At 67.6% G+C, this 25,097-nt stretch carries 21 protein-coding genes, 2 tRNA genes and 1 pseudogene; 13 read left to right on the forward strand and 11 right to left on the reverse strand.

Annotation, left to right across the window (positions count from 1 at the left end; all coding sequences use genetic code 11):
• From CNO20_RS23560 to CNO20_RS20745, 3 genes and pseudogenes are all read left to right on the forward strand, one after another.
• A pseudogene (locus tag CNO20_RS23560) lies at nt 1–177 on the forward strand (transcriptional regulator TbsP domain-containing protein); the annotation flags it as partial.
• A gap of 177 nt (nt 178–354) precedes the next feature.
• Nucleotides 355–2,748, forward strand: a complete 2,394-nt coding sequence (locus CNO20_RS20740) for a lamin tail domain-containing protein (protein ID WP_101298122.1) — start codon at nt 355–357, stop codon at nt 2,746–2,748.
• A 114-nt stretch (nt 2,749–2,862) separates the two neighbouring features.
• The gene (locus CNO20_RS20745) at nt 2,863–4,566 is read left to right on the forward strand and encodes a YcaO-like family protein (protein ID WP_101298123.1); all 1,704 of its coding nucleotides are present in this window, start codon (nt 2,863–2,865) and stop codon (nt 4,564–4,566) included.
• Nucleotides 4,567–4,717: 151 nt separating this feature from the next.
• Here CNO20_RS20745 and CNO20_RS20750 read toward each other — a convergent pair whose 3' ends face one another.
• The gene (locus tag CNO20_RS20750; protein WP_101298124.1) at nt 4,718–5,860 is read right to left on the reverse strand and encodes a DUF63 family protein; all 1,143 of its coding nucleotides are present in this window, start codon (nt 5,858–5,860) and stop codon (nt 4,718–4,720) included.
• Between the two features lie 103 nt (nt 5,861–5,963).
• Nucleotides 5,964–6,413 (reverse strand): Lrp/AsnC family transcriptional regulator, encoded by a 450-nt coding sequence (locus CNO20_RS20755; protein WP_101298125.1) that lies wholly within the window; start codon nt 6,411–6,413, stop codon nt 5,964–5,966.
• Nucleotides 6,414–6,984: 571 nt separating this feature from the next.
• Here CNO20_RS20755 and CNO20_RS20760 point away from each other — a divergent pair.
• Both CNO20_RS20760 and CNO20_RS20765 read left to right on the forward strand, forming a co-directional pair.
• Nucleotides 6,985–7,620 (forward strand): RNA ligase partner protein, encoded by a 636-nt coding sequence (locus CNO20_RS20760; RefSeq protein WP_101298126.1) that lies wholly within the window; start codon nt 6,985–6,987, stop codon nt 7,618–7,620.
• An 82-nt stretch (nt 7,621–7,702) separates the two neighbouring features.
• Complete coding sequence (locus CNO20_RS20765) at nt 7,703–7,978, forward strand: hypothetical protein (protein WP_101298127.1); 276 nt, start codon at nt 7,703–7,705, stop codon at nt 7,976–7,978.
• A 72-nt stretch (nt 7,979–8,050) separates the two neighbouring features.
• On the opposite strand, the gene CNO20_RS24190 is transcribed toward CNO20_RS20765, so the two are convergent.
• Both CNO20_RS24190 and CNO20_RS20770 read right to left on the reverse strand, forming a co-directional pair.
• On the reverse strand, nt 8,051–8,182 hold the full coding sequence (locus CNO20_RS24190; RefSeq protein WP_269844165.1) for a hypothetical protein: 132 nt from the start codon (nt 8,180–8,182) through the stop codon (nt 8,051–8,053).
• 135 nt (nt 8,183–8,317) lie between these two features.
• A tRNA-Leu gene (locus tag CNO20_RS20770) sits at nt 8,318–8,401 on the reverse strand.
• A 118-nt stretch (nt 8,402–8,519) separates the two neighbouring features.
• Here CNO20_RS20770 and CNO20_RS20775 point away from each other — a divergent pair.
• The gene (locus CNO20_RS20775) at nt 8,520–9,002 is read left to right on the forward strand and encodes a DUF309 domain-containing protein (RefSeq protein WP_101298128.1); all 483 of its coding nucleotides are present in this window, start codon (nt 8,520–8,522) and stop codon (nt 9,000–9,002) included.
• A gap of 75 nt (nt 9,003–9,077) precedes the next feature.
• Entirely contained in the window at nt 9,078–9,881 is an 804-nt protein-coding gene (locus tag CNO20_RS20780) for a M14 family metallopeptidase (protein ID WP_101298129.1), read from the forward strand.
• A gap of 56 nt (nt 9,882–9,937) precedes the next feature.
• On the opposite strand, the gene CNO20_RS20785 is transcribed toward CNO20_RS20780, so the two are convergent.
• On the reverse strand, nt 9,938–10,387 hold the full coding sequence (locus CNO20_RS20785) for a UPF0179 family protein (protein ID WP_101298130.1): 450 nt from the start codon (nt 10,385–10,387) through the stop codon (nt 9,938–9,940).
• An 89-nt stretch (nt 10,388–10,476) separates the two neighbouring features.
• The gene (locus tag CNO20_RS20790; protein WP_101298131.1) at nt 10,477–10,881 is read right to left on the reverse strand and encodes a DUF5820 family protein; all 405 of its coding nucleotides are present in this window, start codon (nt 10,879–10,881) and stop codon (nt 10,477–10,479) included.
• 594 nt (nt 10,882–11,475) lie between these two features.
• Here CNO20_RS20790 and CNO20_RS20795 point away from each other — a divergent pair.
• From CNO20_RS20795 to CNO20_RS20815, 5 genes are all read left to right on the forward strand, one after another.
• Nucleotides 11,476–13,548 (forward strand): PrkA family serine protein kinase, encoded by a 2,073-nt coding sequence (locus tag CNO20_RS20795; RefSeq protein ID WP_101298132.1) that lies wholly within the window; start codon nt 11,476–11,478, stop codon nt 13,546–13,548.
• Nucleotides 13,549–13,551: 3 nt separating this feature from the next.
• Complete coding sequence (locus CNO20_RS20800; protein WP_101298133.1) at nt 13,552–15,819, forward strand: PrkA family serine protein kinase; 2,268 nt, start codon at nt 13,552–13,554, stop codon at nt 15,817–15,819.
• Nucleotides 15,810–17,129 carry a YeaH/YhbH family protein gene (locus tag CNO20_RS20805; RefSeq protein ID WP_101298134.1) on the forward strand — a complete coding sequence of 440 codons (1,320 nt, stop codon included), beginning with the start codon at nt 15,810–15,812 and terminating at the stop codon, nt 17,127–17,129. Before CNO20_RS20800 ends, CNO20_RS20805 begins: the two co-directional genes overlap by 10 nt.
• Nucleotides 17,126–19,135 carry a SpoVR family protein gene (locus tag CNO20_RS20810; RefSeq protein WP_101298135.1) on the forward strand — a complete coding sequence of 670 codons (2,010 nt, stop codon included), beginning with the start codon at nt 17,126–17,128 and terminating at the stop codon, nt 19,133–19,135. Before CNO20_RS20805 ends, CNO20_RS20810 begins: the two co-directional genes overlap by 4 nt.
• A 177-nt stretch (nt 19,136–19,312) precedes the next feature.
• A complete protein-coding gene (locus CNO20_RS20815) occupies nt 19,313–19,876 on the forward strand; it encodes a DUF7344 domain-containing protein (protein ID WP_101298136.1) in 564 nt (187 codons plus the stop codon).
• A gap of 133 nt (nt 19,877–20,009) precedes the next feature.
• Here CNO20_RS20815 and CNO20_RS20820 read toward each other — a convergent pair whose 3' ends face one another.
• The 5 genes from CNO20_RS20820 to CNO20_RS20840 form a co-directional block, all read right to left on the reverse strand.
• Nucleotides 20,010–20,432: a disulfide bond formation protein B gene (locus CNO20_RS20820; RefSeq protein ID WP_101298137.1), complete on the reverse strand. Its 423-nt coding sequence runs from the start codon at nt 20,430–20,432 to the stop codon at nt 20,010–20,012.
• Nucleotides 20,433–20,589: 157 nt separating this feature from the next.
• Nucleotides 20,590–21,240, reverse strand: coding sequence for an FxLYD domain-containing protein (locus CNO20_RS20825; protein ID WP_143423309.1), 651 nt, complete (start codon nt 21,238–21,240; stop codon nt 20,590–20,592).
• Nucleotides 21,241–21,834: 594 nt separating this feature from the next.
• Nucleotides 21,835–21,909, reverse strand: a tRNA-Glu gene (locus CNO20_RS20830).
• 65 nt (nt 21,910–21,974) lie between these two features.
• Complete coding sequence (locus tag CNO20_RS20835; RefSeq protein WP_101298139.1) at nt 21,975–23,966, reverse strand: 3-hydroxyacyl-CoA dehydrogenase/enoyl-CoA hydratase family protein; 1,992 nt, start codon at nt 23,964–23,966, stop codon at nt 21,975–21,977.
• 66 nt (nt 23,967–24,032) lie between these two features.
• Nucleotides 24,033–24,368, reverse strand: a complete 336-nt coding sequence (locus CNO20_RS20840; protein ID WP_101298140.1) for a HalOD1 output domain-containing protein — start codon at nt 24,366–24,368, stop codon at nt 24,033–24,035.
• A gap of 166 nt (nt 24,369–24,534) precedes the next feature.
• On the opposite strand from CNO20_RS20840, the gene CNO20_RS20845 reads away from it, so the two are divergent.
• A complete protein-coding gene (locus CNO20_RS20845) occupies nt 24,535–25,080 on the forward strand; it encodes a DNA-3-methyladenine glycosylase family protein (protein WP_199174949.1) in 546 nt (181 codons plus the stop codon).
• The last annotated feature ends 17 nt before the right edge of the window (nt 25,081–25,097 follow it).

The following is a 25,097-nucleotide window of genomic DNA, read 5'->3' on the forward strand; positions in this document are numbered from 1 at the left end:
AGCAAGGCCACCTTCTCGCGCACCAAAACCCGCCTCGAAGACATGGGCCTCATCGACACCGAAAAGGTCCCCATCGACGTCGGCCGCCCCCGCCTCCGGCTCAAACTCGGCGACGACCGCCTCCGGCAGGCCGGTGCCGGTGACCTCGCCGGCGTCGCCCAGAGCCTGCTGAACTGATCGCGGTTCCCGGGCACCCCGGCCTTCTCCGTTTTTCGTCCTTCCGAGCGACAGCGCCGTCTCTCCGCTCGACACGATCCGCCCCTGGCGTGCCATCGATTCTCCTATCTCCGCGTACGTATCGGAATATATTTTCTGATGAAATAAGTTAATACGAATTACCTAAATGAAAGTAATATGCGCCGACGAACCTTCCTGCGGACGGTTGCAACGGCAGCGGCGGCGGCCGGTGTAAGTCACGAGACGATCGGGCGCACGGCGGCGAGCGGGGAGCTCGCCTCGCTCGCGTTCGACTCGACCGCCAGCCTGCTCGACGCCGAGTACGGCGAGCTGACCGACGATTCGATCGTCGCCGTCCGGGCCGAGGACACCGCGACGAACGCCGACGGAGACGGCGACGGCTACGGCGTGATCTACGACGATTCGACGCCCATCCCCCTCGTCGCGAGCGAGGCCGGCGTCGTCGGGTTCGGCGCGATGCTCGTCGACGACGGGACCGACTGGCAGCGCGGCAACGAGGAGTTCGTGCTCAACGTCTGGGACGCGGAAGTCGGCGGCACAGGCGTCGTCCTCTGGGACGAAGGTCACGGCCAGTACTACGGGCTCTCGGAGTTCTCCGAGTTCCACGCGTACGCCGAGCGCAACGGGTACGACGTGCGGGCGACGTCGAACCTCGTCGGCGACCTCGGCGGGGCCGACGCGGCGGTCGTCACCTCACCGGGTACGGCCCTCACGAGCGGCGAACTCGACGCGCTCGCCGACTTCGTCGCCGGCGGCGGCGTCCTGTTCCTCCACGACCAGTCGGATTACAACGACTACGACGAGACGGCCAACCTCAACGACGTTCCGGGGTACCTCGGCCTGTCGTTCCGATTCAACGACGACGAGGTGACGGACGAGGTTCGGAACGGCGGCCGGGACTACGAGCCGGTGACCGACGAGTTCAACGCGGCGTTCGACTACTTCGCGGACCGGGAGGGGCTCGGGCTGGATCCGACGGAGACCTACACGGTCCCCGTGACGGAGGTCCTCGACGGCGACACCGTCAAGGTTGATCTCGACGGCGCGATCGAGAACGTCCGCGTTCTCGGCATCGACACGCCCGAAACGAGCTCGAACAGCCAGTACGAGCGGATCCAGGAGTGGGAGGGGATCGAGGACACCACGTATCTGGAGACGTGGGGCGCGAACGCGACGGACTTCGCGCTCGGCGAGCTCGACGGCGAGACGGTCGACCTGAGCTTCGACCCGAACGAGCCGGTCCGCGACGTCTACGGTCGGCTCCTCGGGTACGTTCACTACGACGCCGGCAGCGGATCGCGCGACACGCTGTACAACCTCCGGTGCGTCGAGGAGGGGTACGCCCGCGTGTACGACTCGGGCTTTTCGAAGCACGAGACCTTCTGGGACGCCGAGGCGGCAGCGCGCGCGGACGGGATCGGCCTCTGGGCGGAGAGCGACCCCGAGAACTCGACGTCGATCCGCAACCGCGACGTGGACGACCTGTTCTTCCCGAAGGCGTCGAGCGTCCGGACGGCCGACGGCCCGGTCGACCCCGCCCGCGTCCCGGTCTTCGCCGAGTCGACCGCGAGCCAGGAGGTCGACGCCGGCGTGTCCTACGACCGGATTCCGCTCGTCGCGGTCGACGAGGCGGCGCGCGTCGGCGTCGTGGGGGGCGAGCTGATCGACGAGAGCTACGAATCCGAGGAGGGGTACAACGTCGACACCTCGACGTTCGAGAACTTCGTCTTCCTGACGAACCTCGTCGACCTCCTCTCGGACCGGACGGGCGACGTGCTCATCGACGGCGGTCACGGCCAGTTCGGCGCGACTTTCGGGCTCTCCGCGGAAGACGCGGCGTACTACCAGCGGTATCTCGAAGGGCAGGGAATCGGCTTCGAGGGCGTCAACGCGCTCACCGCCGACAACCTCTCCCGCGGCCGGGCGCTGCTCGTGACGACGCCGCCCGAGGCGTTCACGAGCGCGGAACTCGACGCCCTCTCGGCGTTCGTCGGCGACGGCGGGGCGGTCGTCCTGGTCGGCACCGGCTGGACGAGCGGCGAAGCACGCGACAACCTCAACGAGGTCGCGGCCGGGCTGGGCACCGACCTCCGCCTGAACGCCGACCGCGTGACCGACGGGACGAACAACGTCGACGCCGATCCCGAGGTGCTCGCGACGACCGACTTCGACGCGAGCTTCGATCTGTTCGACGCGTACGACGCCGAATCCGGCGACGGATCGGGGGAACTCGCGCTGGTCGAGATCCACGAGGACGCCGAGGGCGACGACTGGGACAACCTCAACGACGAGTACCTGGTCTTCGAGAACGCCGGAACCGGGGCGCTCGATCTGACCGACTGGCAGGTAAAAGACGAGGTCGACAAAACCTACGCCTTCCCGTCGTTCTCCCTCGACGCCGGCGCGTACGTGACACTCTACACCGGAAGCGGCGACGACACCGAGACCGAGCTCTACTGGGGGAGTTCCACGCCGGTCTGGAACAACGGCGGCGACACCGTCTACGTCTACGACGACGCCGGGACGCTCGTCATCGAGGAACCGTACTGACGCTCGTCGGCGTCTCGTCGACGCCTCGATGACCTCCCAGTGACGTCTCGCCGGACGCAGACTTCCCCGGCGTCGATCCAGACGCTTTTTTCCCTCGGTCGCGTCTCGCTCGGCATGGACATCGGCATCGTCGGGAGCGGCCCCGCGGTCGAATCGCTCCGGGCGGCCTTCTCCGACATTGACGCGACGGTCGCCGAAACCGCGCCGGACGCCCTCGGCGGGTTCGACCTCGGCGTCGTCGTCGCTCCCGCCGGCGCGTCGGCGTTCGAGAGGGCGGTGGGAGCCGCGAACCGGTGGCTCGCGGTCGAAATCGGCGGGCTTGGCGGTCGCGCGTTCGACGGAATCGACGCGTCAGTCGCCGCGTTCGGTCCGGGTTCGGGCTGTTACGCCTGCCTTCGAGCGCGGGTCGCCTCGAATCTCGATCCCGACGCCGAAGCTGACCGTCCCCGCGGGGATCGAAGCGCCGTCCGCCTCGCCGGCGCGATCGCCGGCAGGCGGGCGATCCGACTTCTGGCCGGCGGACCGATTTCGGGGACTCTCGTCGAGGTTCCCGGTCCCGAGCGGTCGTTTCCCCCGGTTCCGGGGTGCGATTGCGGCGAGGAACGCGACCGAAGGCTGTCGCTCGACTACCGCGACGCGTCGCTGGACGACGCGCTCGCCCGCGCCGAGCGGGCGCTCGACGAGCGCGTCGGCCTCGTCCGGCAGGTCGGCGAGCGGGAGTCGTTTCCGATCCCGTACTACCTCGCCCAGACAGCCGACACGACGGTTTTCAGCGACGCTCGCGCCGCCGAGTTCGCGGCCGGTGCAGATCCGGACTGGGACAGGGCGTTCATGAAGGCCCTCGGCGAGGGCTTAGAGCGGTACAGCGCCGGCGTCTACCGCTCGACCGAGTTCAGGACCGCGCCGGCGACGAACCTGGCGCGTCCGGTCTCTCCGGCGGAGTTCGTCAGGCCCGAGAGCTATCGCTCTCCCGATCCCGAGGAACCGATTCCCTGGGTCGAGGGCGTCGACCTGGCGACCGGCGAATCGGCGTCGCTTCCGGCTGAGTTCGTCCAGTTCCCGCCGCCAGCGCGGCGGCACAAACCGGCGATCACGACCGGTCTCGGTCTCGGAAACTCGACGGTCGAGGCGATTCTCTCCGGACTGTACGAGGTGGTGGAGCGGGACGCGACGATGATCGCGTGGTACTCGACGTTCGAGCCGCTCGGGCTCTCGGTCGAGAGCGAGGCGTTCGAGACGCTCGCGGGACGCGCCCGCGCCGAGAACCTCTCGGTGACGCCGCTTCTCGTGACGCAGGACGTGGACGTGCCGGTGATCGCCGTCGCCGTCCACCGGGACGGGCCGTGGCCCCGCTTCGCGATGGGATCCGGCGCGGATCTCGACGCGAACGCCGCCGCCGAGTCGGCGCTCGCGGAGGCGCTCCAAAACTGGATGGAGCTGCGCGCGATGGGCCCCGATCGGGCCGCAGAGGAGGAGGGGGCGATCGGGCGGTACGCGGACTTCCCGGCGGAGGCGCGGGCGTTCGTCGAGATCGACGGGCGGGTCCCGGCCGACAGCCTCGGCGGAGACCGCGTTTCCGGTGAAACGGAGCTGGAAGCGGTCGTGGCCCGGGTCGCGGACGCGGGCCTCGACGCCTACGCCGCGCGGATCACGCCGCGCGACGTGGCGGAGCTCGGCTTCGAGGCGCTCCGGGTTCTGATACCGGAGGCGCAGCCGCTCTTCACCGGCGAGGCGTTCTTCGGCGAACGCGCCGACTCGGTGCCGCGGGAGCTCGGATTCGAACCGCGGCCGGAGAAGGCGTACCACCCGTACCCCTGACGGCGGCACGAGGGGGGAGGTAAGGAGTGCAAACAGACGGCGCGGGGGCGGGTGACGCGAACGGGCGTGCCGTGCTATCGCGGACCGGTTCGCGGCGCGAGATCAGCGCACGGGGGGTCTGGTCCCCCCATCCGATATAAAATTTGGCCGGTCAGATGCCGAACGTCGCCCGGAGCATGTCCCTGGTCCCCGGCCCGAGCCCGACGGCGAGGATCGCGATCAGGAGGAGGATCGCGTACCGCGGACTCTCCTCCATGATCTCGTCTTCGAACACCCAGACGACGAACGTCGCGGCGACGAGCTTCACTGCGAGGAAGGGCCACGCGTCGCCGGTCACGGCGAGCACCGACTCGGGCAGGACCGCACCCGTGAGATCGACGATGGCCGCGTTCACCGGGTGCTTCGGGACGAGATTCGGCCCCGCGCCGAGGGCGCCCATCCAGTCGAGGCCGACGACGTTCGCGACGCCGTCGACGGCGTGCCCCCAGATGACGACCAGTCCGATGTACTCCGTCCCGGTGTTGATGTCCGGCGCGTAGGTCTCGATGAGCCACCAGACGACGGCCGTCGAGAGCGTGGCGCCGACGAGGATCACGACGAGCACCTGCGGATGGAACGTGACGTACTCGGTCGTGACCGCGAGCGCGACGAGGTACCCGACCGTGACCGCGAGGATCGCCGCGCCGGCCCAGAACACGCCCCGTTCGTATCGGTCGATGACGCCGCGCCGGTCGAGCCAGACGCTTGCGACGACCACGGCGAGCGTGACGAAGAAGACGGTGAAGTAGATGAACGGACTGATGATGAGGGCGCTCCAGGGGAAGGGGATCGCCGGGTCGACGCCCGCGCGCATCGCGGCGATGCCGGCGTCCTCGACGACCCGGAGCGCCCCGCCGAACAGCATGAACGGGAACAGGGCGAAGAAGAACGTCCGGTCCTCGCCGATGCCGAGCCGGCGCAGGAGGAGCACGACGCCCATCAGCATCAGCAGGAGAGTGACGATGTAGCCGACCTCGGAGACGAGCGTGTACCCGGGGTAGGCGACGAATCCCTCGGCCGCGGCGCAGGCCGACTGGCTGTTCAGAAGTCGGGTCGTGCCGCCGGATCGGACCGCACAGACCGCGCCGTTGCCGTCGGCGACGACCGGTCCCCAGAAGTACCGCCAGAGGAAGCCGTCGTACACCGCGCGCGGGAACGCGATCGACCCGCCGACGAGCGCGAGGAGGAGGGCGAGGACGGTGCCGCCCCACAGACGCTCCGGGGCGACGCCGACCCGCTCTGCGACCGTTGCCATATGCCGAAAGGTGGCGCACGCCCTGTTGAGCGTTCCGGTCTCGGACGCGGGGCGCGCATTCGCGGCCGGGAGGTGATACGAACGGTGCGTCGGGGGACGTCGATCAGATCGGCAGGCCGGGGCTCTCGTACTCGGTGCCGAGAATGACCATCGTCTGCGACCGCGCGAACCCCTCCATGTGGGCGATGTGCTCGAACATCAGCTCGCGGAGCCCGTCGGTGTCGGGGGCGTAGACGCGGAGCATCACGTCCCACTCCCCGGTGGTGAGGTGGATCTCCCGGACGCCCTCGATCTCGCGGAGCTGTTCGAGCGCTTCGGACTCGTGGCCCTGTTTGACGCGAAGGCCAACGAGCGCCGAGGTGCCGAAGCCGACCGCTTTGGGGTCCACCCTGGCGTGGTACCCTTCGATGACGCCCGCCTCCTCCATCCGTCCGACCCGATCGTGCACCGTCGCGCTCGACATGTCTATCCGTCGGGCGATCTCGCTGAACGGGGTTCGGGCGTCCTCCTGGAGGATCCGCAGGATCGCTCGATCCGTGTCATCCAGTTTCATGACCGACCGCTCTCGGGGAGCCGCCTTTGGCGTTGCGGATGCCGGAGCGCCCGCTCGGAGCGCGGGGCGAAAGCTCCGCGGAATCGTCGCAACGGCTCGCCCGCTCGCGCGTTGGGGTCGACAAAAGGCGAAAACCGCGGCTTGGACCCGGACGGGTGACGTTTTCAACGACCCTTACGGCTCGTCCGTCGTCCGCCGGTCTCCCGACGGACGCGGTTTCACGAACGCCGCTTTCGCGTCGTCCGCTAGTTGGCCTTCGCGCCGTTCCTTCCGGAACGGTCCTGGGTCGGGACGGTTCTCCTTCGGCGCGTTGACCTCGGACTCCTGTTACGGAGCGCTCGGTGTTTACGCCTCACCGGCTCCGATCCGCTTTTCGCGGACCGAAATCGGTCGTCCGGTTTGTCCCCGCGAGTTCCGCAATCATGTAGTATGCTACCGACACACATGAACTTTTCTGCGATTTCCCGAACCGATTCGCGAGGGCAAGTAACGGCGCACTCGGTCGAACGAGACGGCCGACGGCCGCCGCAGGGGCCGCGCGTTCATCTATCCCGCCGTCCTACGGGACCTGATGGCCGACTATCCGCTCAAGCAACGGTTCGTTCTCGACACGTCGCTGTTCCTCAGTGACGCGATCCGCGAGGAGGGCGAGGACCTCGCCGCCGCGCTCGATCGGTTTCTCGACACGATCGCGCGGGCGAAGCTCGAACTCAACATCTCCTGTTACATGCCGCCGTCGGTGCACGCGGAGCTCCTCTCGATCCTCGAAAGCCGCGACGTGCCGCCGGAGACGCGCTCGAAACTGAACGTCTGGATCATCAAGAAGAACCCCGCCCACTACGAGGTCATGATCCCCGCGGAGGTCGTCCAGGGCTTCATTCGGGAGATGAGCGAGCGGGTGAACCGTGGGCTCCGCGTCTCGGAGAACGCCGTCCGGAGGGCGCGGGGCGGGGGGGACGCGGACGAGGTCGATCGGGTCATCTCGGAGCTCCGGGACGAGTACCGCGACACCCTCCGCCGGGGCGTGCTCGACTCCCAGGAGGACTTCGATCTGCTCGTCCTCGCGCGGGAACTCGACGCGGGCGTCGTCACCGAGGACACCGGGATCGTGGACTGGGCGGCCGATTTCGGTCTCCGCTACCTCCGGGGGCGCGACTTCCCGGACCTCCTCGACGCGTATCTCGAAGCGAGCGATCGCACGCGGTAGCGGCTCTCCACCCCGCCTCGCAGCTATTTACTCAGTTACGAAATAGAGTAGTTTTTTAATCCTGGATCGAGAATCGGGATGTATGCGTCCGGAGACCGCGGTCAAACAACTGGAGTACGTCGCTTCGTGCCGCCTCGACGAGGACAGTTGGAGCCACTGGGAGAGCACGGTGTACGGCGAAGTGTTCGAACAGCTCCACGAGAACGGTTCGAGTCGGGACGTGGCGGAGGTCATCGACATGATCGCGTCGGAGGCCCGCGACGGCTACCGCCCGAAACCGGAGCAGGTACGCGACTACGCCGACACGCTCGTCGCGGAGCGCGGCCGCCGCGTCGCCGCCGACGGCGGCGAACGGTAACGGCGCGGTCGCTCTCCGGAGTTCGCTTCTTCGACCGATCCGACCGGGAGCCGCGCCTCCGCTTTCGACCTTCTATCGGACCTCGGCGCCGCACCGCGGACACTCGTCGGGATACCGGCGGCCGTCGACCGCCGGAACGCCGTACTCCGCGTCGCTCGGCCGCCGCAGGGAGAGCCGCGCCCCGCATTCGTTACAGTCTTTCATTAACGATCCGGCTAGGCGCTAATCGTATTTGAATACTGTCCTCCGAGCGTGATTCTCCCGTGTCCGCGTTCGGAACGTTCTCCGCAAGCGACGCGAGCGACATAGCAGTCGCTCGCAGGCGTGTGCTCGGAACAGTGCGAAGGGAGGGATTTGAACCCACGGACCCCTACGGAAGCGGATCTTGAGTCCGCCGCCGTTTCCAGGCTTGGCTACCTTCGCGCAGTCGTGGCTACCGGCCGGAGGCGCTTAAAACGTTCCGAAACGCCGTGCAGCGATACAAACCCGCCGGGTCCGCGCTCGCCGATGGAGTTACACGCCTCGGTGGATAGCTTGTGGTATGGACGAGCACACCCGCGATCCGGGCGTCGCACCGCCGCTCGGCAACCCGACGGGCTGGCGCACGGACGTCCGGCAGTGGGAACACGCGACGCTCCGCCGCGCGGTGGAACACGGTGTGCGCCTCTTCAACTCCGGCGACTTCCACGAGTCGCACGACTGCTTCGAGGACGAGTGGTACAACTACGGCGGCGGCACGGTCGAGAGCGCCTTCCTCCACGGGATGGTGCAGGTCGCCGCCGGCGCGTACAAGCACTTCGACTTCGAGAACGACGAGGGGATGCGCTCGCTCTTTCGCACCGCGCTGCAGTACCTCGCCGGCGTGCCGGACGACTTCTACGGCGTCGACCTCGCGGACGTCCGGCGGACGCTCGAGGCGGCGCTCTCGGATCCGACCGCGCTGGAGGGCTGGCGAATCGCCATCGACGGCCAGCGGCCGACGGCCTACGACGTGGACTACGAGTACGCCGAGGGGCTCGACTGACCGCGTCGGCTCTCCCCGCTTCGGCGGTCGCGTCGATTCTTAACTGACTTTAGCGACCGCGCGAACTACTCGACGATGCGAATCTACCAGCTGGGGGAGGGAACCCCGGAGGTCGCGGTCGTCGCGGCCGTCCACGGCGACGAGCCGTGCGGGGTCCACGCGATAGAGCGGCTCGTCGCCGAGGAGCCGACCGCGTCGCGCCCGGTGAAGCTCGTCGTCGCCCACGAGGAGGCGCTCGAACGCGACGTCCGCTACATCGACGAGGACCTGAACCGCGCGTTCCCGGGCGACCCTGACGCGAGGTCGATAGAGCGGCGGCTCGCCCACGAACTCGCGCGGGAACTCCGCGACTGCACGACGCTCTCGCTGCACTCGACGCAGTCGTACGGCGAACCGTTCGCGCTGGTCGACACCGTCGACGCCGTGACGCGGGCGATCTGCCCCCACCTGCCCGTCGACATCGTGGTCGAGACGGACCGGTTCACCGACGGCCGGCTCATCGAACACCCCCACACCGTCGAGGTCGAGTGCGGATTTCAGGGGTCGGACGAGGCCGCGGACAACGCCTACTGGCTCGTCCGATCGTTCCTCGCCGCCACCGGGGCGCTCTCCGCGCCGATGACCGACGACCCGGTCGAGGCGGGCGAACGGCGGGACGTGACCGTCTTCAGGCTGCTGGAGCCGATTCCGAAAGACCCCGCCGAGGAGTACGAGGTGTACGCGACGAACTTCGAGCGGGTGGCGGCGGGCGAGCGGTTCGCCGCCGCCGACGGCGAGCGCCTGTCGGCCGACGCGCCGTTCTACCCCATCCTCATGTCGCCGTACGGTTACGCGGACGTGTTCGGCTACGCCGCGGAGCGCGTCGGAACGCTGGAGTAGGCGGTCTCGCGGTCTGCGTCGTCGAACGAGGGAAAAAGTGGGGCGAAAGAGGGTGTTCACTCGTCCTTCGGCGCGAACTCGACCAGCGTCAGGTCCCGGTCGAGCATGCAGTAGTCGTGCGGCGGCTCGCCGAGAACCGTCCGGATGCGGTACTCCTCGTCGAAGTCGGCTCCGGCGGGGACGCAGCACGGGTGGCTGGGGCAGTCGGTGTGCGGACAGGACCCTTCGAGCCGCGCCTTGCTGCCGGCGTACGCCCCCTTCGAGGCGACGTTCGCCGGGACGGACGCGGGCTCGACTTCGACCGCCCTGACGCCCGCGTCGTGGACGGCGCACTCGAGCGTCTGCGCGTTCTCGCGGACGCCCGTGATGCGGTACCGGTTCCCCTCCGAGAGGTTCAGACACTGGTTCCGGTACGGGCACCCCTCGCATCCGCGGGACTCGCCCTGGTAGACGAACTCCCGACCCACGTCGGCGAGGCGGGTCCCGATGAGCGTGACTTTCGACATGGGATCCAGTTCGCGTCCGGCGCGGATAAGGGCCCCGCTCGGGCGGTTCCGGTCGATTGGTCCGGCTCACCCGCGGTCGTCGTCGCGACTCAGTTGCGCTCGTCCGGATCGTCCCCCCGCCCGGTGAGTTCGTCCAGGCGCTCGAAGTACTCCTCCCGCGGGACCTGATACAGCTCCCGGTAGTCGATCTCGCCCTCGGCGAAGCGCCGAGCGTAGGCGACCGCGCCCTCGACGGCGGCGTCGCGGGAGTCGTACGTCTCCGTCCCGGCCTCCACCTCGGGTTCGAGAAACAGCGTCACGTGCCACTCGTCGGTCGGCATCTGCGCCGCCCCGGGACGCCGCCGCCGCGAGCCGTTCGTCACGAAGACGGTCGGGAGGCACGGCGCCGGGAACTCCCGCGTGTCGAACACGTCCGGCCGGTACGCGAGGATGCCGCGCCCGTCGGGTTCGTCGTTCCACACCGTCCACCCCTCCGGCAGTCCGTCGAAGCTCATACGAAACGCGTAGGTTCTCCGGACGCTAATGCGTCACGTTCGACGCCGCGGGGAGGACGCTACCGCGTCGGCGTCGTCGGCGAACCGGGTTACGATCGTTTCGATGAGCGCCGAATTTCCGGCCGATCGTGGCCCCAAACGCCGACTCACCCGTCGCCATCGGCACCTCGTATATAAATGGTGAGGATATTAGGAACGCGTCGCCACCTTTCGAGTGGCTCCCGTCGCCGCTTTTTCCCCCTCTCGAACGGCGGTCCCCACCCAAATTTGGGGCAAGAGTTATATGGGAGCGCATCTCACAGTCTAAATAGTCTCGGTCCACGCCGACCGGACGACCACACCCTCCGCGCATCGCCAGTCGACCGTTGACGTTCTGTCGGATCAAGACGCTGATAATTGTTGCCGCGCGGAAGGAGTGGTATGATTGAACATGCCACGAACCGGACAAACCGCTCGCCGTGACTGCCGCCCCCGGCACGAGCGACGCGTCCGGTTCCGACGTTGGCTCTCTCCGTCTCTCTCCCGACTCATCTCCCCGCGCTGGGCCGACGACGAGTCCGGCCCGCAACAAGACGAGACTCCGTCAGTGATACAATGAACGGCGAGATCGAAACCCTCGAAGACCTCAGTCAGCACTACCAGGAATCGGTGCCCGCGGACCTGCGGGAAGCGAAATCGTTCGACTGGTACCTGAAAGAGGTGTACGAAGACCCGCGGATCGCCCGCAACGCCCACCAGCGCGTTGCCGACATGTTCGACTACTACGGCACCCGGTACGACGAGGACGCCGGAGTAGTAGAGTACCTCATGGCCTCCGAGGACCCCCTCCACGAGGGGGAGAACATCTTCTACGGCCGCGAGGTGCACGAATCGATCCACGAGTTCGTGAACAAGGTGAAAAGCGGGGCCCGCGGCCTCGGTCCCGAAAAGCGGATCAAGCTGCTGCTCGGGCCGGTCGGCTCCGGCAAGTCGCACTTCGACTCGATGGTTCGTCGGTACTTCGAGGACTACACCATGCGCGACGAGGGGCGGATGTACACGTTCCGCTGGGTGAACCTCTGTGACGTTATCAGGGACCAGGACCCGGCGGACGACACCGTCCAGTCGCCCATGAACCAGGATCCGATCGTGCTGCTCCCGCAGGAGCAGCGCGACCGCGTCATCGAACGGCTCAACGAGAACTTCGACGCCCCTTACACCATCCGCAACGAGCAGTCGCTCGACCCGGCGTCGGAGTTCTACATGGACCAGCTGCTCGCGTACTACGACGACGACCTGAAGGCGGTGCTCGAAAATCACGTCGAGATCGTCCGCCTCGTCGCCAGCGAGAACAAGCGCCAGTGCATCGAGACGTTCGAGCCGAAGGACAAGAAGAACCAGGACGAGACGGAGCTCACGGGCGACGTCAACTACTCGAAGCTGGCGGTGTACGGCGAGTCGGACCCCCGGGCGTTCGACTACTCCGGGGCGTTCTGCAACGCCAACCGCGGTATCTTCTCCGGCGAGGAGCTGCTCAAGCTCCAGCGGGAGTTCCTGTACGACTTCCTGCACGCGAGCCAGGAGCAGACGATCAAGCCGAAGAACAACCCCCGGATCGACATCGACCAGGTGATCGTCGGCCGGACGAACATGCCCGAGTACCGGGACAAGAAGGGCGACGAGAAGATGGAGGCGTTCAACGACCGCACCAAGCGGATCGACTTCCCGTACGTCCTCGAGTACGAACAGGAGGCCGAGATCTACCAGAAGATGCTCCGCAACGCCGACGTTCCGCACATGCACATCGAGCCGCACACGCTCGAGATGGCGGGGCTGTTCGGCGTCCTGACCCGCATCGAGGAGCCCGACGGCGAGCGCATCTCGCTGATACAGAAGGCGAAGGCCTACAACGGCGAGATCGACGACGGCGACGACGTCGACGTGAAGAAGCTCCGCGAGGAGGGCGACGCGAAGGCCGACATCTCCGAGGGGATGGAGGGCATCTCCGCCCGGTTCATCGGCGACGAGATCGCCGAGGCGATCATGGACTCGACCCACCGGGGGCGGAGCTACCTCAGTCCGCTGACGGCGTTCAACCACTTCGAGGAGAACCTGGAGAACCACGGGTCCATCCCCGAGGAGAACATCGAGCGGTACCACCGCTACCTCGAGATGGTGCGCGAGGAGTACAAGGAGCGGGCGATCGAGGACGTGCGCCACGCGCTGGCGTACGACCTCGACGAGATCCGCCGGCAGGGCGAGAAGTACATGGACCACGTGATGGCGTACATCGACGACGCCACCGTCAAGGACGAGCTCACCGGCCGCGAACAGGACCCCGACGAGAAGTTCCTCCGGTCGGTCGAGGAGAAGCTGGACATCCCCGCTGACCGCAAGGACGACTTCCGTCAGGAGGTGTCCAACTGGGTCTCGCGGCGCGCACGCGAGGGGACGAGCTTCAACCCGCAGGACAACGACCGCCTCCGCCGCGCGCTGGAGCGCAAGCTCTGGGAGGACAAGAAGCACAACATCAACTTCTCGGCGCTGGTGTCCGCGAACGAGCTCGACGACGACGAGCGCAACTCGTGGATCGACGCGCTGGAGGAGCAGGGGTACTCCCGCGAGGGGGCGCGCGAAGTGCTCGAATTCGCCGGCGCGGAGGTGGCCAAGGCCGAGCTCGAGTCATAGACGATGCGACGGAACTACATTCGAGAGGCCGACCGCGCGCTCGACGGGGCGTACGAGGAGCCGATGAGCCTCGCGGAGTACGTCGACGCCGCCTTCGAGTCGCCCTCGATCGCCTCGCACGCGAGCAAGTACCTGCTCGAAGCAATCGAGTCGATGGGGACCAGACCGGTCGTCGAGGAGGGCGAAGAGCGCGAGCGGTACCGCTTCTTCGACGACCCGCACAACGACGGCGAACACGCCATCCTGGGCAACACCGAGGTGCTCAACGGGTTCGTCGACGACCTCCGGACCATCGCCGCAGAGCGCGGCAAGGGCGAGAAGATCATCTGGTTCGACGGGCCGACCGCGACGGGCAAGTCGGAGCTGAAGCGCTGTCTCATAAACGGCCTGCGCGAGTACTCGAAGACGCCCGAGGGCCGGCGGTACACCGTCGAGTGGAACGTCGCCAACGCCTCCGACACCCGCGGGCTGAGCTACGGCGACGAGGGGATCGACGACGAGGACGACTGGTACGAGAGCCCCGTCCAGGTCCACCCGTTCTCCGTGTTCCCGCCGGAGGTCCGACGCCGCCTCCTGGCCGACATGAACGCCGAGCTCGACGGTCACATCCCGGTCGCCGTCGACGTGGACCTCGACCCGTTCTGCCGCGAGGCGTACGACTACCTCGAGGAGCAGTACCGGCGGAACGGAAAGGGGGACCTCTTCTCCGCGATCACGGATCCGAAGCACCTCCGGGTGAAGAACTACGTCGTCGACGTCGGGCGGGGGATCGGCGTGCTCCACTCCGAGGACGACGGGTCGCCGAAGGAGCGGCTCGTCGGGAGCTGGATGCCGGGGATGCTCCGCGAGCTCGACTCGCGGGGCCGGAAGAACCCGCAGGCGTTCTCCTACGACGGGGTGCTGTCGCAGGGCAACTGCCTGCTCACCATCGTCGAGGACGCCACCCAGCACTCCGACCTGCTCCAGAAGCTGCTCAACGTCCCCGACGAGCGGCACGTCAAGCTGGACAAGGGGATCGGGATGGACATCGACACGCAGCTCGTCATCATCTCGAACCCGGACCTCGACGTGGAACTGGACAAGTTCGCGGACCGGAACGGGCGGGACCCGCTCAAGGCGCTGAAGCGGCGGCTCGACCGACACGAGTTCCGCTACCTCACGAACCTGAGCCTCGAAACCGAGCTCATCCGCCGCGAACTCACGAACGAGACCGAGGTGTGGGACGCGGACGACTACGAGGAGATCGCAGAGCGCATCCGCGCGCCCCTGGTCCTGGATGTGCGCGACGGCCGCGGGGACGTGCGCGACCGCGAGCTCGCCCCGCACGCGCTGGAGGCGGCGGCGCTGTACAGCGTGGTGACGCGCCTGGACGCCGAAGACGTGCCGCCGGGGTTGAATCTCGTCGACAAGGCGGTGCTCTTCGACCGCGGCTACCTGCAGGAGGGCGACGACCGGCGCGACATCGAGGAGTTCGAGTTCGGCCACGAGAGCGACGGCACCCACGGCATCCCCGTCACTTACACGCGCGACATCGTCGCGGACCTCCTCCACGGCGACCGCGACCGCCACCACCCGGAGCTGCCGGTCGAGCGCGTCATCATGCCGGGCGACGTCCTCGACGCGATGGCGGACGAACTGGCCGAGACGCCGGTGTTCTCGCGCGCGGAGGCGACGGAGTACGAGGGCAGGCTCGCGTCCGTGAAGAGCTACGTGTTCGAACAGCAGGAGCGGGACGTGCTCGACGCGCTGCTCGCCGAGAAGGGCGTCGAGGAGGAGACCGTCGCGGAGTACGTCGAGCACGTCTACGCGTGGGCGGGCGACGAGCAGCTGGAGACCGAGCGCGGACCGGTCGACCCGGATCCGCTCCTCATGAAGCTGTTCGAGACCGAGCACCTCGGGCGGTTCGGCTCCGGCGCGTACGTCGGCAACGAGCCGACCGACCCGGTGAAGCGGTTCCGCCGGGAGAAGGTCATCACGGCGCTGAACCGCTACGCGTGGGAGAACCGCGACGAGGAGTTCTCCGTCTCGAACGTGGACTTCTCGGAGATCCCGGTGATCAAGGAGGTGCTCGAAACGCACGACTGGACCGACGTCCAGCGGCTCTTCGAGGACCTCGACCCGCGGCAGTGGAACGACCCCCCCGCGAACACCGAGACGGCAGCGATCAAAGCGCGCACGATCGAGCACATGACCGACCACGGCTACAGCGAGGCGTCGGCCGAGCTGACGAGCCGGAAGGTGATGCGCGAGGTGAGCTACAAATGGGACTGAGAGAGGATGTCGAGCGGTTCCGCGAGGTCGGCGAGGAGCGCCGCGAGGACCTGAAGGAGTTCATCAGCTACGGCGACCTCGGCGGCAGCGGGCCGAACAGCATCAACATCCCCATCAAGATCGTCGACCTCCCGGAGTTCGCCTACGACCGCCGCGACATGGGCGGCGTCGGCCAGGGGCAGGGCGGCACGCCGGACGTCGGCCAGCCGATCGGCCAGCCCCGGCCGCAGCCCGGCGACGGCGACGAGGAGGGCGAACCCGGCGAGGAGGGGGCCGAACACGAGTACTACCAGATGGACCCTGAGGAGTTCGCCCAGGAGCTCGACGAGGAGCTCGGCCTCGAACTCGAACCGAAGGGCAAGGAGGTGATCGAGGAGATCGAGGGCGACTTCACCGACGTGACGCGCACCGGCCCGAACAGCACCCTCGACTTCCAGAAGCTGTTCAAGGCGGGCCTGAAGCGCAAGCTGGCGATGGACTTCGACGAGGACTACGTCCGCGAGGCGCTGAAGGTCGACGGCGCAACGGCGGACGACGTGTTCCGGTGGGCCCGCGAGGAGAACATCCTCGTCTCCCGCGCGTGGATCGAGGACGCCGCGAAGGACGTCCCCGAGTCCGAGAAGGGCGCATGGGAGAGCTTCGAGGAGATGATGGAGAACGTCGAGCGGACGACGACGATCCAGCGCATCCGCCGCGACGGGCTCCGGGACATCCCGTTCCGCCGGGAGGACGAGCGCTACCGGCACCCGGAGGTCATAGAGGAGAAGCAGAAGAACGTCGTCGTCGTCAACATCCGCGACGTGTCCGGGTCGATGCGCGAGAAGAAGCGCGAACTGGTCGAGCGGACGTTCACGCCCCTCGACTGGTACCTCACCGGCAAGTACGACAACGCCGAGTTCGTCTACATCGCCCACGACGCGGAGGCCTGGCGGGTCGAGCGCGAGCAGTTCTTCGGCATCCGCTCCGGCGGCGGGACGAAGATCTCCTCGGCGTACAAACTGGCCAAGGAGATCCTCGAAGAGGAGTACCCCTGGAGCGAGTGGAACCGCTACGTCTTCGCGGCGGGCGACAGCGAGAACTCCTCGAACGACACGAAGGAGAACGTCATCCCGCTGATGCGGGAGATCCCGGCGAACCTCCACGCCTACGTGGAGACCCAGCCCGGGGGCAACGCGATCAACGCGACGCACGCCGAGGAGGTCGAAAGCTCGCTGAGCGACGAGGGCAACGTCGTCGTCGCGTACGTGAAGCAGCCGGAGGACGTGGTGGACGCGATCTACCGGATCCTCAGCACAGAGGACGCATCATGAGAGACGACAGGATCGACGCGCGGAAGGAGGCGGCGAGGCTCGAAGAGCCGGTCCGGGAGGCCGGCGCGCTGGCGCGGAAACTCGGGCTGAAACCGTACCCGGTGAACTACTGGATCGTCGACCACGACGAGATGAACCAGCTCATCGCCTACGGCGGGTTCCAGACCCGGTACCCGCACTGGCGCTGGGGGATGACCTACGACCGCCAGCGCAAGCAGGACCAGTTCGGGATGGGCAAGGCGTTCGAGATCGTCAACAACGACAACCCCTCCCACGCGTTCCTGCAGGAGTCGAACTCGCTCTCGGACCAGAAGGCGGTGATCACTCACGTCGAGGCGCACGCCGACTTCTTCGCCAACAACGAGTGGTTCGGCATGTTCGCCGACGACGGAGACGCGCTCGCCGCCGCGGCCATGCTCGAACAGCACGCCGAGGCGATCGGCCGCTACATGGACGACCCGGAGATCGACCGCGGCGAGGTCGAGGCGTTCATCGACGCCGTCCTCTGCCTGGAGGACACGATCGACCAGCACCGCGCGTTCGTGAACGCGGGCAGCCCCCGCGAGCGCGAGGAACGCGAGGACCTGCGCAAGCGGTTGGAGCAGCTGAACATCTCCGAGGACGTCCGCCGGCAGGTGTTCGACGAGGAGTGGCTCGATCGGCTGGAGGCCGCCGAGAAGGAGGCCGCGGAGCTCGAAGAGCCGCGCAAGGACGTGCTGGCGTTCCTCAGAGAGCACGGGATGCGCTACGACGATGAGAAGGACAGGGCGGTCGAGATGGAGCCCTGGCAGAAGGACGTGCTCGACATGCTCCGCGAGGAGGCGTACTACTTCGCGGCCCAGAAGATGACGAAGGTGATGAACGAGGGGTGGGCCGCCTACTGGGAGTCGATGATGATGAGCGAGGAGCGGTTCGCGGGGACGGACGAGTTCATCACCTACGCCGACCACCAGGCGCGCGTCCTGGGGTCGCCGGGACTCAACCCCTACAAGCTGGGAAAGGACCTCTGGGAGTACATCGAGAACACGGCCAACCGCCGCGAGGTCGCGGACAAGCTCCTGCGCGTCACGGGCGTCTCCTGGCGGAACTTCCACGAGGTCGTCGACTTCGACGAGGTGCAGGAGCTCCTCCGGGCGGATCCGGCCATCGACGGGGTTCGGTCGGACGCGCTGGAGGAGCTCCTCGCGCTCGGCGAGGACGATCCGCGCGTCGACCACGAGGCGCTCGACCGGGCGCTCACTGACCCGGACGCGGTCGACGTCGACCGGTACCCCTGGAAGGTGCTCACCTACGAGGGGCTCGCCGAACGGCACTTCTCGCTGGTGAAGCCGCAGAACCGCGGCTTCCTCGGTCGCATCCGGCGGTCCGAGCTGGAGCAGCTCGCGCGCTACATGTTCGACGACGAGCGCTACGACACCGTCGAGGAGGCGATCGCGGACGTGAACTACGCCGCGGGCTGGGACCGGATGCGCGAGGTCAGGGAGAGCCACAACGACGTGACGTTCCTCGACGCGTTCCTGACCCAGGAGTTCGTCACCGAGAACCACTACTTCACGTACGAGTACACGCGGGCCAGCGGCGACTTCCGCGTCACGAGCAGCGAGTACGAGGACGTGAAGAAGAAGCTGCTCCTGCGGTTTACGAACTTCGGGAAGCCGACGATCGCGGTCTACGACGGCAACTACGACAACCGCGGCGAACTGCTGCTCGGCCACCAGTACAACGGCGTCATGCTCGACGTCCAGCAGGCGAAGGGGGTGCTCGAACGCCTCTACGACCTGTGGGGCCGCCCGGTGAACCTGATGACCATCGTGAAGGAGTACGACGACCACGACCTCGAAATCGCCCGTCGCCGCAACCGCGAGCCGGAGCCGATCGAGGTCGGAAAGCGCATCAGATACGACGGAACGTCGTTCGAGACCCACGAGCTCGAAGCGGACCTCGAAGAGCGCATCGCCGCCAGCGACGTCGACTACGACACGAAGCCGGACGACTGGCTCGCGTGACTCCCTTCTCCCGCCCGATCTTCGGAACCGAGAGCGCGGGCGTTCGGAGCGGAGTCCCGCGGATGTCATCCTTTCGACGATCACATAAATAATGAGTGTTCCGACATTCGAAATATGTCGAAAGGCAGAAAATTATCGGTTAGATTCAAGCCGTGTCAGACGAGAGAACAGTTCGGGATGAATTCAAAAGGGGTCCAACAGGCGACGGAAAGCGCCCCGGGCGACGGGGCGCTCGAATCCACCCAGATTCACGACGTTCTCAGGAACGATCGCCGCCGGTTGGTCCTCGAACGGCTCCGCGAACGGGACGGGACCGAAACCGTCCGGGACCTCGCCGAGCACATCGCGAGCGTCGAGTCGGGTGAGTCCCCGCCGCCCCGCAACATCCGCCAGAGCGTGTACGTCTCGCTGCACCAGACGCACCTGCCGAAGCTCGACGATCTGGGCATCGTCGCGTACGACGCGAACGCCAAGGAGGTCACCCTCGCGGAGCACGCCGACGAGGTGACCGTGTACCTCGAAATCGTCCCGAAGTACGGCCTCTCGTGGGGCGAGTACTACCTCGGGCTCGGCCTGCTGGGTCTCCTGGTTCTGATCGCGGAGCGCTTCGGCGTCCCCGTCGTCTCGGCGGTCGACGCGGCCGTCCTGGGCGGCGCGTTCTTCGCCCTCATCGTCGTCTCCGCGGTCTACCACATCACGACGCAGCAGAGTTCGCTCTTCCACCGGCTCAAGGACCGCTGAGTATCCCGCCACTCCCGGAGCGACCCGCCGGCGGCGACTGCGCGCCGCCCTCCGTCGGTCGCCCCCCGTCGTCGCATCTCGTTTCGGCCGGATTCGACGCGATCGGCCGCGACCGGCCGCGATCCACCGCGCGTCAACCGCGGCGGCGGTCGGACCGCGACGCGGCGAGGCCCGCCAGTCCGAGCGCGACGAGCGCGAACGCGACGAGCGAGAGCCGCGGAATGGTGAGGAGGCCGCCGGCCATCGGGTAGAGCACCGCGGCGCAGCCCCCTCCGATCGAGCACGCGCTCCCCGCCGCGCCGACCTGCAAGTAGGTGTGGTACGCCGCGACGAGTCCGCCGGGGACCGCGAGCGCGAGGCCGGTCCGCCACGCGTCCTCGTCCCCGTCCAGCGCCGCGACGCCCAGAACGACGACCAGCGGGTACATGAAGACGCGCTGGTACCAGCAGAGCTCGCAGGGGACGAGCCCCAGGCCGACGCTGAAGTACAGGCTCCCGGCCGTCGCGACGGCCGCGACGGCCGTCGACGCGGCGAGCAGGAGGCGACCCCGGTTCATCGACCGAGTCTCGGATCGCTACTACCGTTACTGTGTCGCCTCGCGCGGGAGCGCATCGATCGACGAGGCGGCGGCACGCGGCGGATCCGGGCGGCACAAAGCGGCGAGCGTCGCCCCGCCGGTCCGCGATCCGACGAAGCCGGCGCGCCGACGCGCCTCAGTTCGACGCCGTCGCTTCGACCTCGTACCGGTCGACGTTCGGCTCCTCGGCGTCGGTCTGCAGTTCGAACTCGATCGTTTCGCCCGGGTCGACGTCCTCGGCGCTCCAGGTCACCGAGTCCAGACGGTTCCCCTCGGCGTCGTAGAAGGTCGCGCGGACCTCGACCGACGCGAGCGTCTCGTCGCTGACGTTCTTCACCGTTCCGACGAGGTGCGAACCGTCGTACTCGTCCCCGAGAAGCGTGTGGTCGACGATCTCGACCCTCCTCGAACCGCCTCCCCCGTCCGAACCCGACCCGTCGCCCGTCGTCTCCTCCGACTCGGTCGTCTCTTCGGGAGTGTCGGTTTCCTCCTCGGTCGTCTCCTCGGGCGTGTCTTCGGGCGTCGACGTCTCCTCCGGGTCCGACGTCGTCTCGGAGTCGGTCGTGGTCTCCGACCCGGTCGTCTCCTCCGGCGTCGGCGAGTCGGTCGCGTCGGGCGTGTCCGTCCCTCCCGCGGGGGACGGTTCGCCGTCGGTCGGGCTCGGGGAGTCCTGTCCGTCCGCGCCGTCGTCGCCGATTCCCTCGATGCCGGAACATCCCGCGAGGGAGACCGCGAGCGCGCTGCCGCCGGCGACGAGAATCTCTCGTCGTGGGTACGTGCGAGCCATTACGTCCGACACGACGTCTCGCTCGCACATCAAATTTTCTCACATTCATAAATAAGACTATTAGAAGAATTCGTGACGAAATCCGCCGGTTGCGCGCCCCAGCCGCGCGCTACCGCGCGTCGTCCCCGCGCCGCCGCGGGAGGTGCCGTCTTCGAGGCGACGACGAGGGTCCGGTGCCCGCGAGGTTTCGATCGATCGGCGAAAACGTACTTTACAGGCGGGGTCCCATCTCCTAGCGCCCGCCGAGGGCACTGATAACTGCGTCATCCGAGGGCGGTGACGCGGAAGCGACCGTCGCCTGATTCGAACGCACTCCGCAAGGTCACAGTCGCCACGGCGGTCGCTCTCCGGCCGTCCCTCGTTCCGCGACGGACCGCGATTTTCCGACCCCGTCCGAACGTCGCGCGGAGATGGGACTCCGCGCAGCGGTTCACGCAGAAGATGCTCGGTCGGGGATTTGAACCGGGCGAGACGGTCGCGCTCACTCCGTTCGCGCGCTGCGACTCGCTCGCTCAAATCGCCCGAGTGCTCGCATCTCTTCGTTCACGGGTGTCGCGCGGAGACGGGACTCCGCGCGGCAGTTCACGCAGAAGATGCTCGGTCGGGGATTTGAACCCCGGTCGTTGGCTCGAAAGGCCAACATGATTGGCCGGACTACACCAACCGAGCGCGCAGTAGAATCTGACTCGGGTATTCGTTTAAAGATTCCGTTACCGAACGGCGATCGGGCTGCGTTACTTCCCCTCGAACTCCGGTTCGCGGTCGCTCGTGAACGCCGTGACGCCCTCCATCAGATCCTCGGTGCCCACGAGGTGGCCGAACGCCTGCGACTCGATCTCGAGGCCGGCGTCGGTGTCGTCGCGGCCCTTCAGCATCGCGCGCTTCGTGTACTTCTGGGCGATCGGCGGCCCGTTCGCGAGGTCCGTCGCGAGTTCCATCGCCCGGTCGGCGAGCTCGTCGTTCCCAACCACCTCGTTGACGAAACCGAAGCGCTCCATCGTCTCCGCGTCGAACCGCTCGGCCGTGAAGATGATCTCCTTCGCGCGCCCCTCGCCGACGATGTGGCGGAGCCGCTGCGTGCCGCCCCACCCCGGCATCAGACCGAGGTTGTGCTCCGGTTGCCCGAACTCGGAGCGCTCGCTCGCGACCCGCAGGTCCGCGCAGGTTGCGAGCTCCATCCCGCCGCCGAGGCAGTAGCCGTCGATGCCTGCGACGACCGGCAGGTCGCACGCCTCCAGCTCGCCGAACACCTGCTGGCCCTTCCGCGAGAGCTCGACCGTCGCCAGCGGGTCGGCTCCCCCGGCGGCCATGCTCTGGACGTCCGCCCCGGCCGAGAACGCGCGGTCGCCCTCGCCCGTGAGGAGGATCGCGCGCGTCTCGTCGTCGGATTCGAGGTAGTCGATCGCCGCGGCGAGCTCGTCGATCAGCTCCGCGCTTATCGTGTTCATCCGGTGCGGGCGGTCGATCACGACGTGGCCGACGCGACCCTCGCGTTCGACGCGGAGCGTCTCGAAGTCGAGCGCCGACGCCGCGCCGACGCCCGCCGTCCCGCCGTCCTCGCCGTAGAAGCTCGCTCCCGACTCGGCGAGTTCGCGGAGGAGCTCCACCGCCTCGTAACGCGGTTCGCCCGTCTCCTCGTGAAGGCCGTCGAGCCGTTCGACCAGCGAGTCGAGGCCGGCCTCGTCGGCCATCTTCGCCGGACCGTCCGGGAATCCCGCGCCGAGCTGCACGGCGCGGTCGATCGAGGAGGCGTCCGCGACCTCGTTCTCGACGAGCCCCGCCACCTCGTTCGCCATGACGGCGAGGAGGCGCTCGCGCACGTCCTCGCGCCCCTCGTCGCTCGGGATCCGCGCGCCCTCGCCGCCCTCGTAGTCGTAAAAGCCCCGCCCGGTCTTCTTCCCGAGGTCGTCCTCATCGACCTTCTCTTCGAGGAGCGGGCACGGGCGGTAGGCGTCGCCGAGCACCTCGTGCATGTATTCGAGCACGTGGTAGCCCACGTCGATGCCGACCTGGTCCGCGAGTTCGAAGCTCCCCATCGGGAGGCCCATGTCGAACTTCGTCGTGCTGTCGACCTCCGCGACGGTCGCGTCGCCCTCGTGGACGATCCACGCGGCCTCGTTCATCAGCGGTACGAGCACGCGGTTGACGATGAACCCGGGGCTGTCCTTGTGGACGCGCACGGGCGTCTTCCCTATCGACTCCGCCAGCCCCTCGATCAGGTCGAGCGTCGCGTCGTCCGTGTGCGCGCCGGAGATGACCTCGACGAGCGGCATCCGGACCGGCGGGTTGAAAAAGTGCATCCCGCAGAACCGCTCGGGTCGCTCCGTCACCTCCGACAGCTCGGTGACCGAGAGGCTGGAGGTGTTCGTCGCGAAGATCGCCCGGTCGGGCGCGTACGACTCCAGCTCCTGGTACACCTCCTTTTTGATCTCCATCCTCTCCGGGACCGCCTCGACGACCACGTCCGCGTCTTCGACGGCCGACTCGAGGTCGACGAGCGGCGTGATCCGGTCGAGCGCGGCGTCCGCCTCGTCCTCGTCGATCCGGTCGTTCTCCGCCAGCTTTCCGAGGCTCCACTCTATCTGGTCGTACCCGTTCCGTACGAACTCCTCCTTGATGTCGCGCAGCGCGACCTCGTATCCGGCGAGCGCCGCGACCTCGGCGATGCCGTGGCCCATGTTGCCCGCTCCCAGAACTGCGATAGTGTTTACCTCGGCTAGCTCCATGGGCGATGGCTCGGCCGCCGGCTGTTTGAACGTTTCCCTCGTCCGAATTCACAACGGACGGGAAGTTTATTCGGCGCTCGGCGGTCCGCCCTCCGGGGCGTCGTACACGAACACCGCGCCGCTCGTCTCGACGACGATGAGCAGCCCCCAGTGTTCGAAGACGACGACGCCGTCCCCCCGCGGCGTCCCGTCGTACTGCGCTCCGAAGAGGTTGTCCAGCGCGTCCGCGTCGACGGCGACGTCGAGCGGTTCGTCCCGTATCGACCCTCCGGGATCGATCGCCTCGACCGCTTCGACGATCGCCGTGCCGAACGGCTCTCCTTCGTCCACCGAGTACCGCACCAGGTAGCCCCGCTCCCCCTCGCCGAGCGTCCGCAGCGTTTTCACGTGTTCAGGGATCATCGTTCCTCCGGTAGTGTCCGTTATTATTCATATCGTATATGAATTTATTCGTATTCGGAACGGTATCGGGCCCGGTGTCGTGCGCGTTAAGTCCGTCGACGCGATACTCCACGCCGGAGATACCGTGACAGCAGACGCAGAATCCGTCCTTCGAGAAGATCCGGTGATGTCGCGTCTCATCGACGAGCACGGACCGATCGAGACGAGGCCGGCCCCGAACGAGTACGAGCGGCTGGTCGTGTCGATCATCAACCAGCAGTTGAGCACGGCGTCGGCGGCCGCCGTCCGCGAGCGCGTCTTCGAGGTCCTCGGCGAGGTGACGCCCGAGAGCGTGCTCGCGGCCGACGAGGACGCGCTCCGCCGGGCGGGCCTCAGCCGCACCAAGGTCGAGTACGTGCGGAACGCCGCCCGCGCGTTCCGAGAGCGGGACCTCTCCCGCGAGGGGCTCGCCGAACTCTCGGACGAGGCGGTCATCGACGAACTCACGAGGATCAAGGGGATCGGCGAGTGGACCGCCCGCATGTACCTGCTGTTCGTCCTCGGGCGGGAGGACGTGCTCCCGCTCGGCGACCTCGGCGTCAGGCGGGGCATCGAACAGCTGTACGGAAACGGCGACGGCATGACCCGCGCGGAGATGCGGGAGGTCGCCGAGCGGTGGCGACCGTACCGCTCCGTCGCGACCAGGTATATCTGGGCCGAGTACGAGTCGTAGGCGGGAGGCGACGCAGC

This window comes from Halegenticoccus soli, assembly GCF_002844195.1.
Classification (GTDB): Archaea; Halobacteriota; Halobacteria; order Halobacteriales; family Haloferacaceae; genus Halegenticoccus; species Halegenticoccus soli.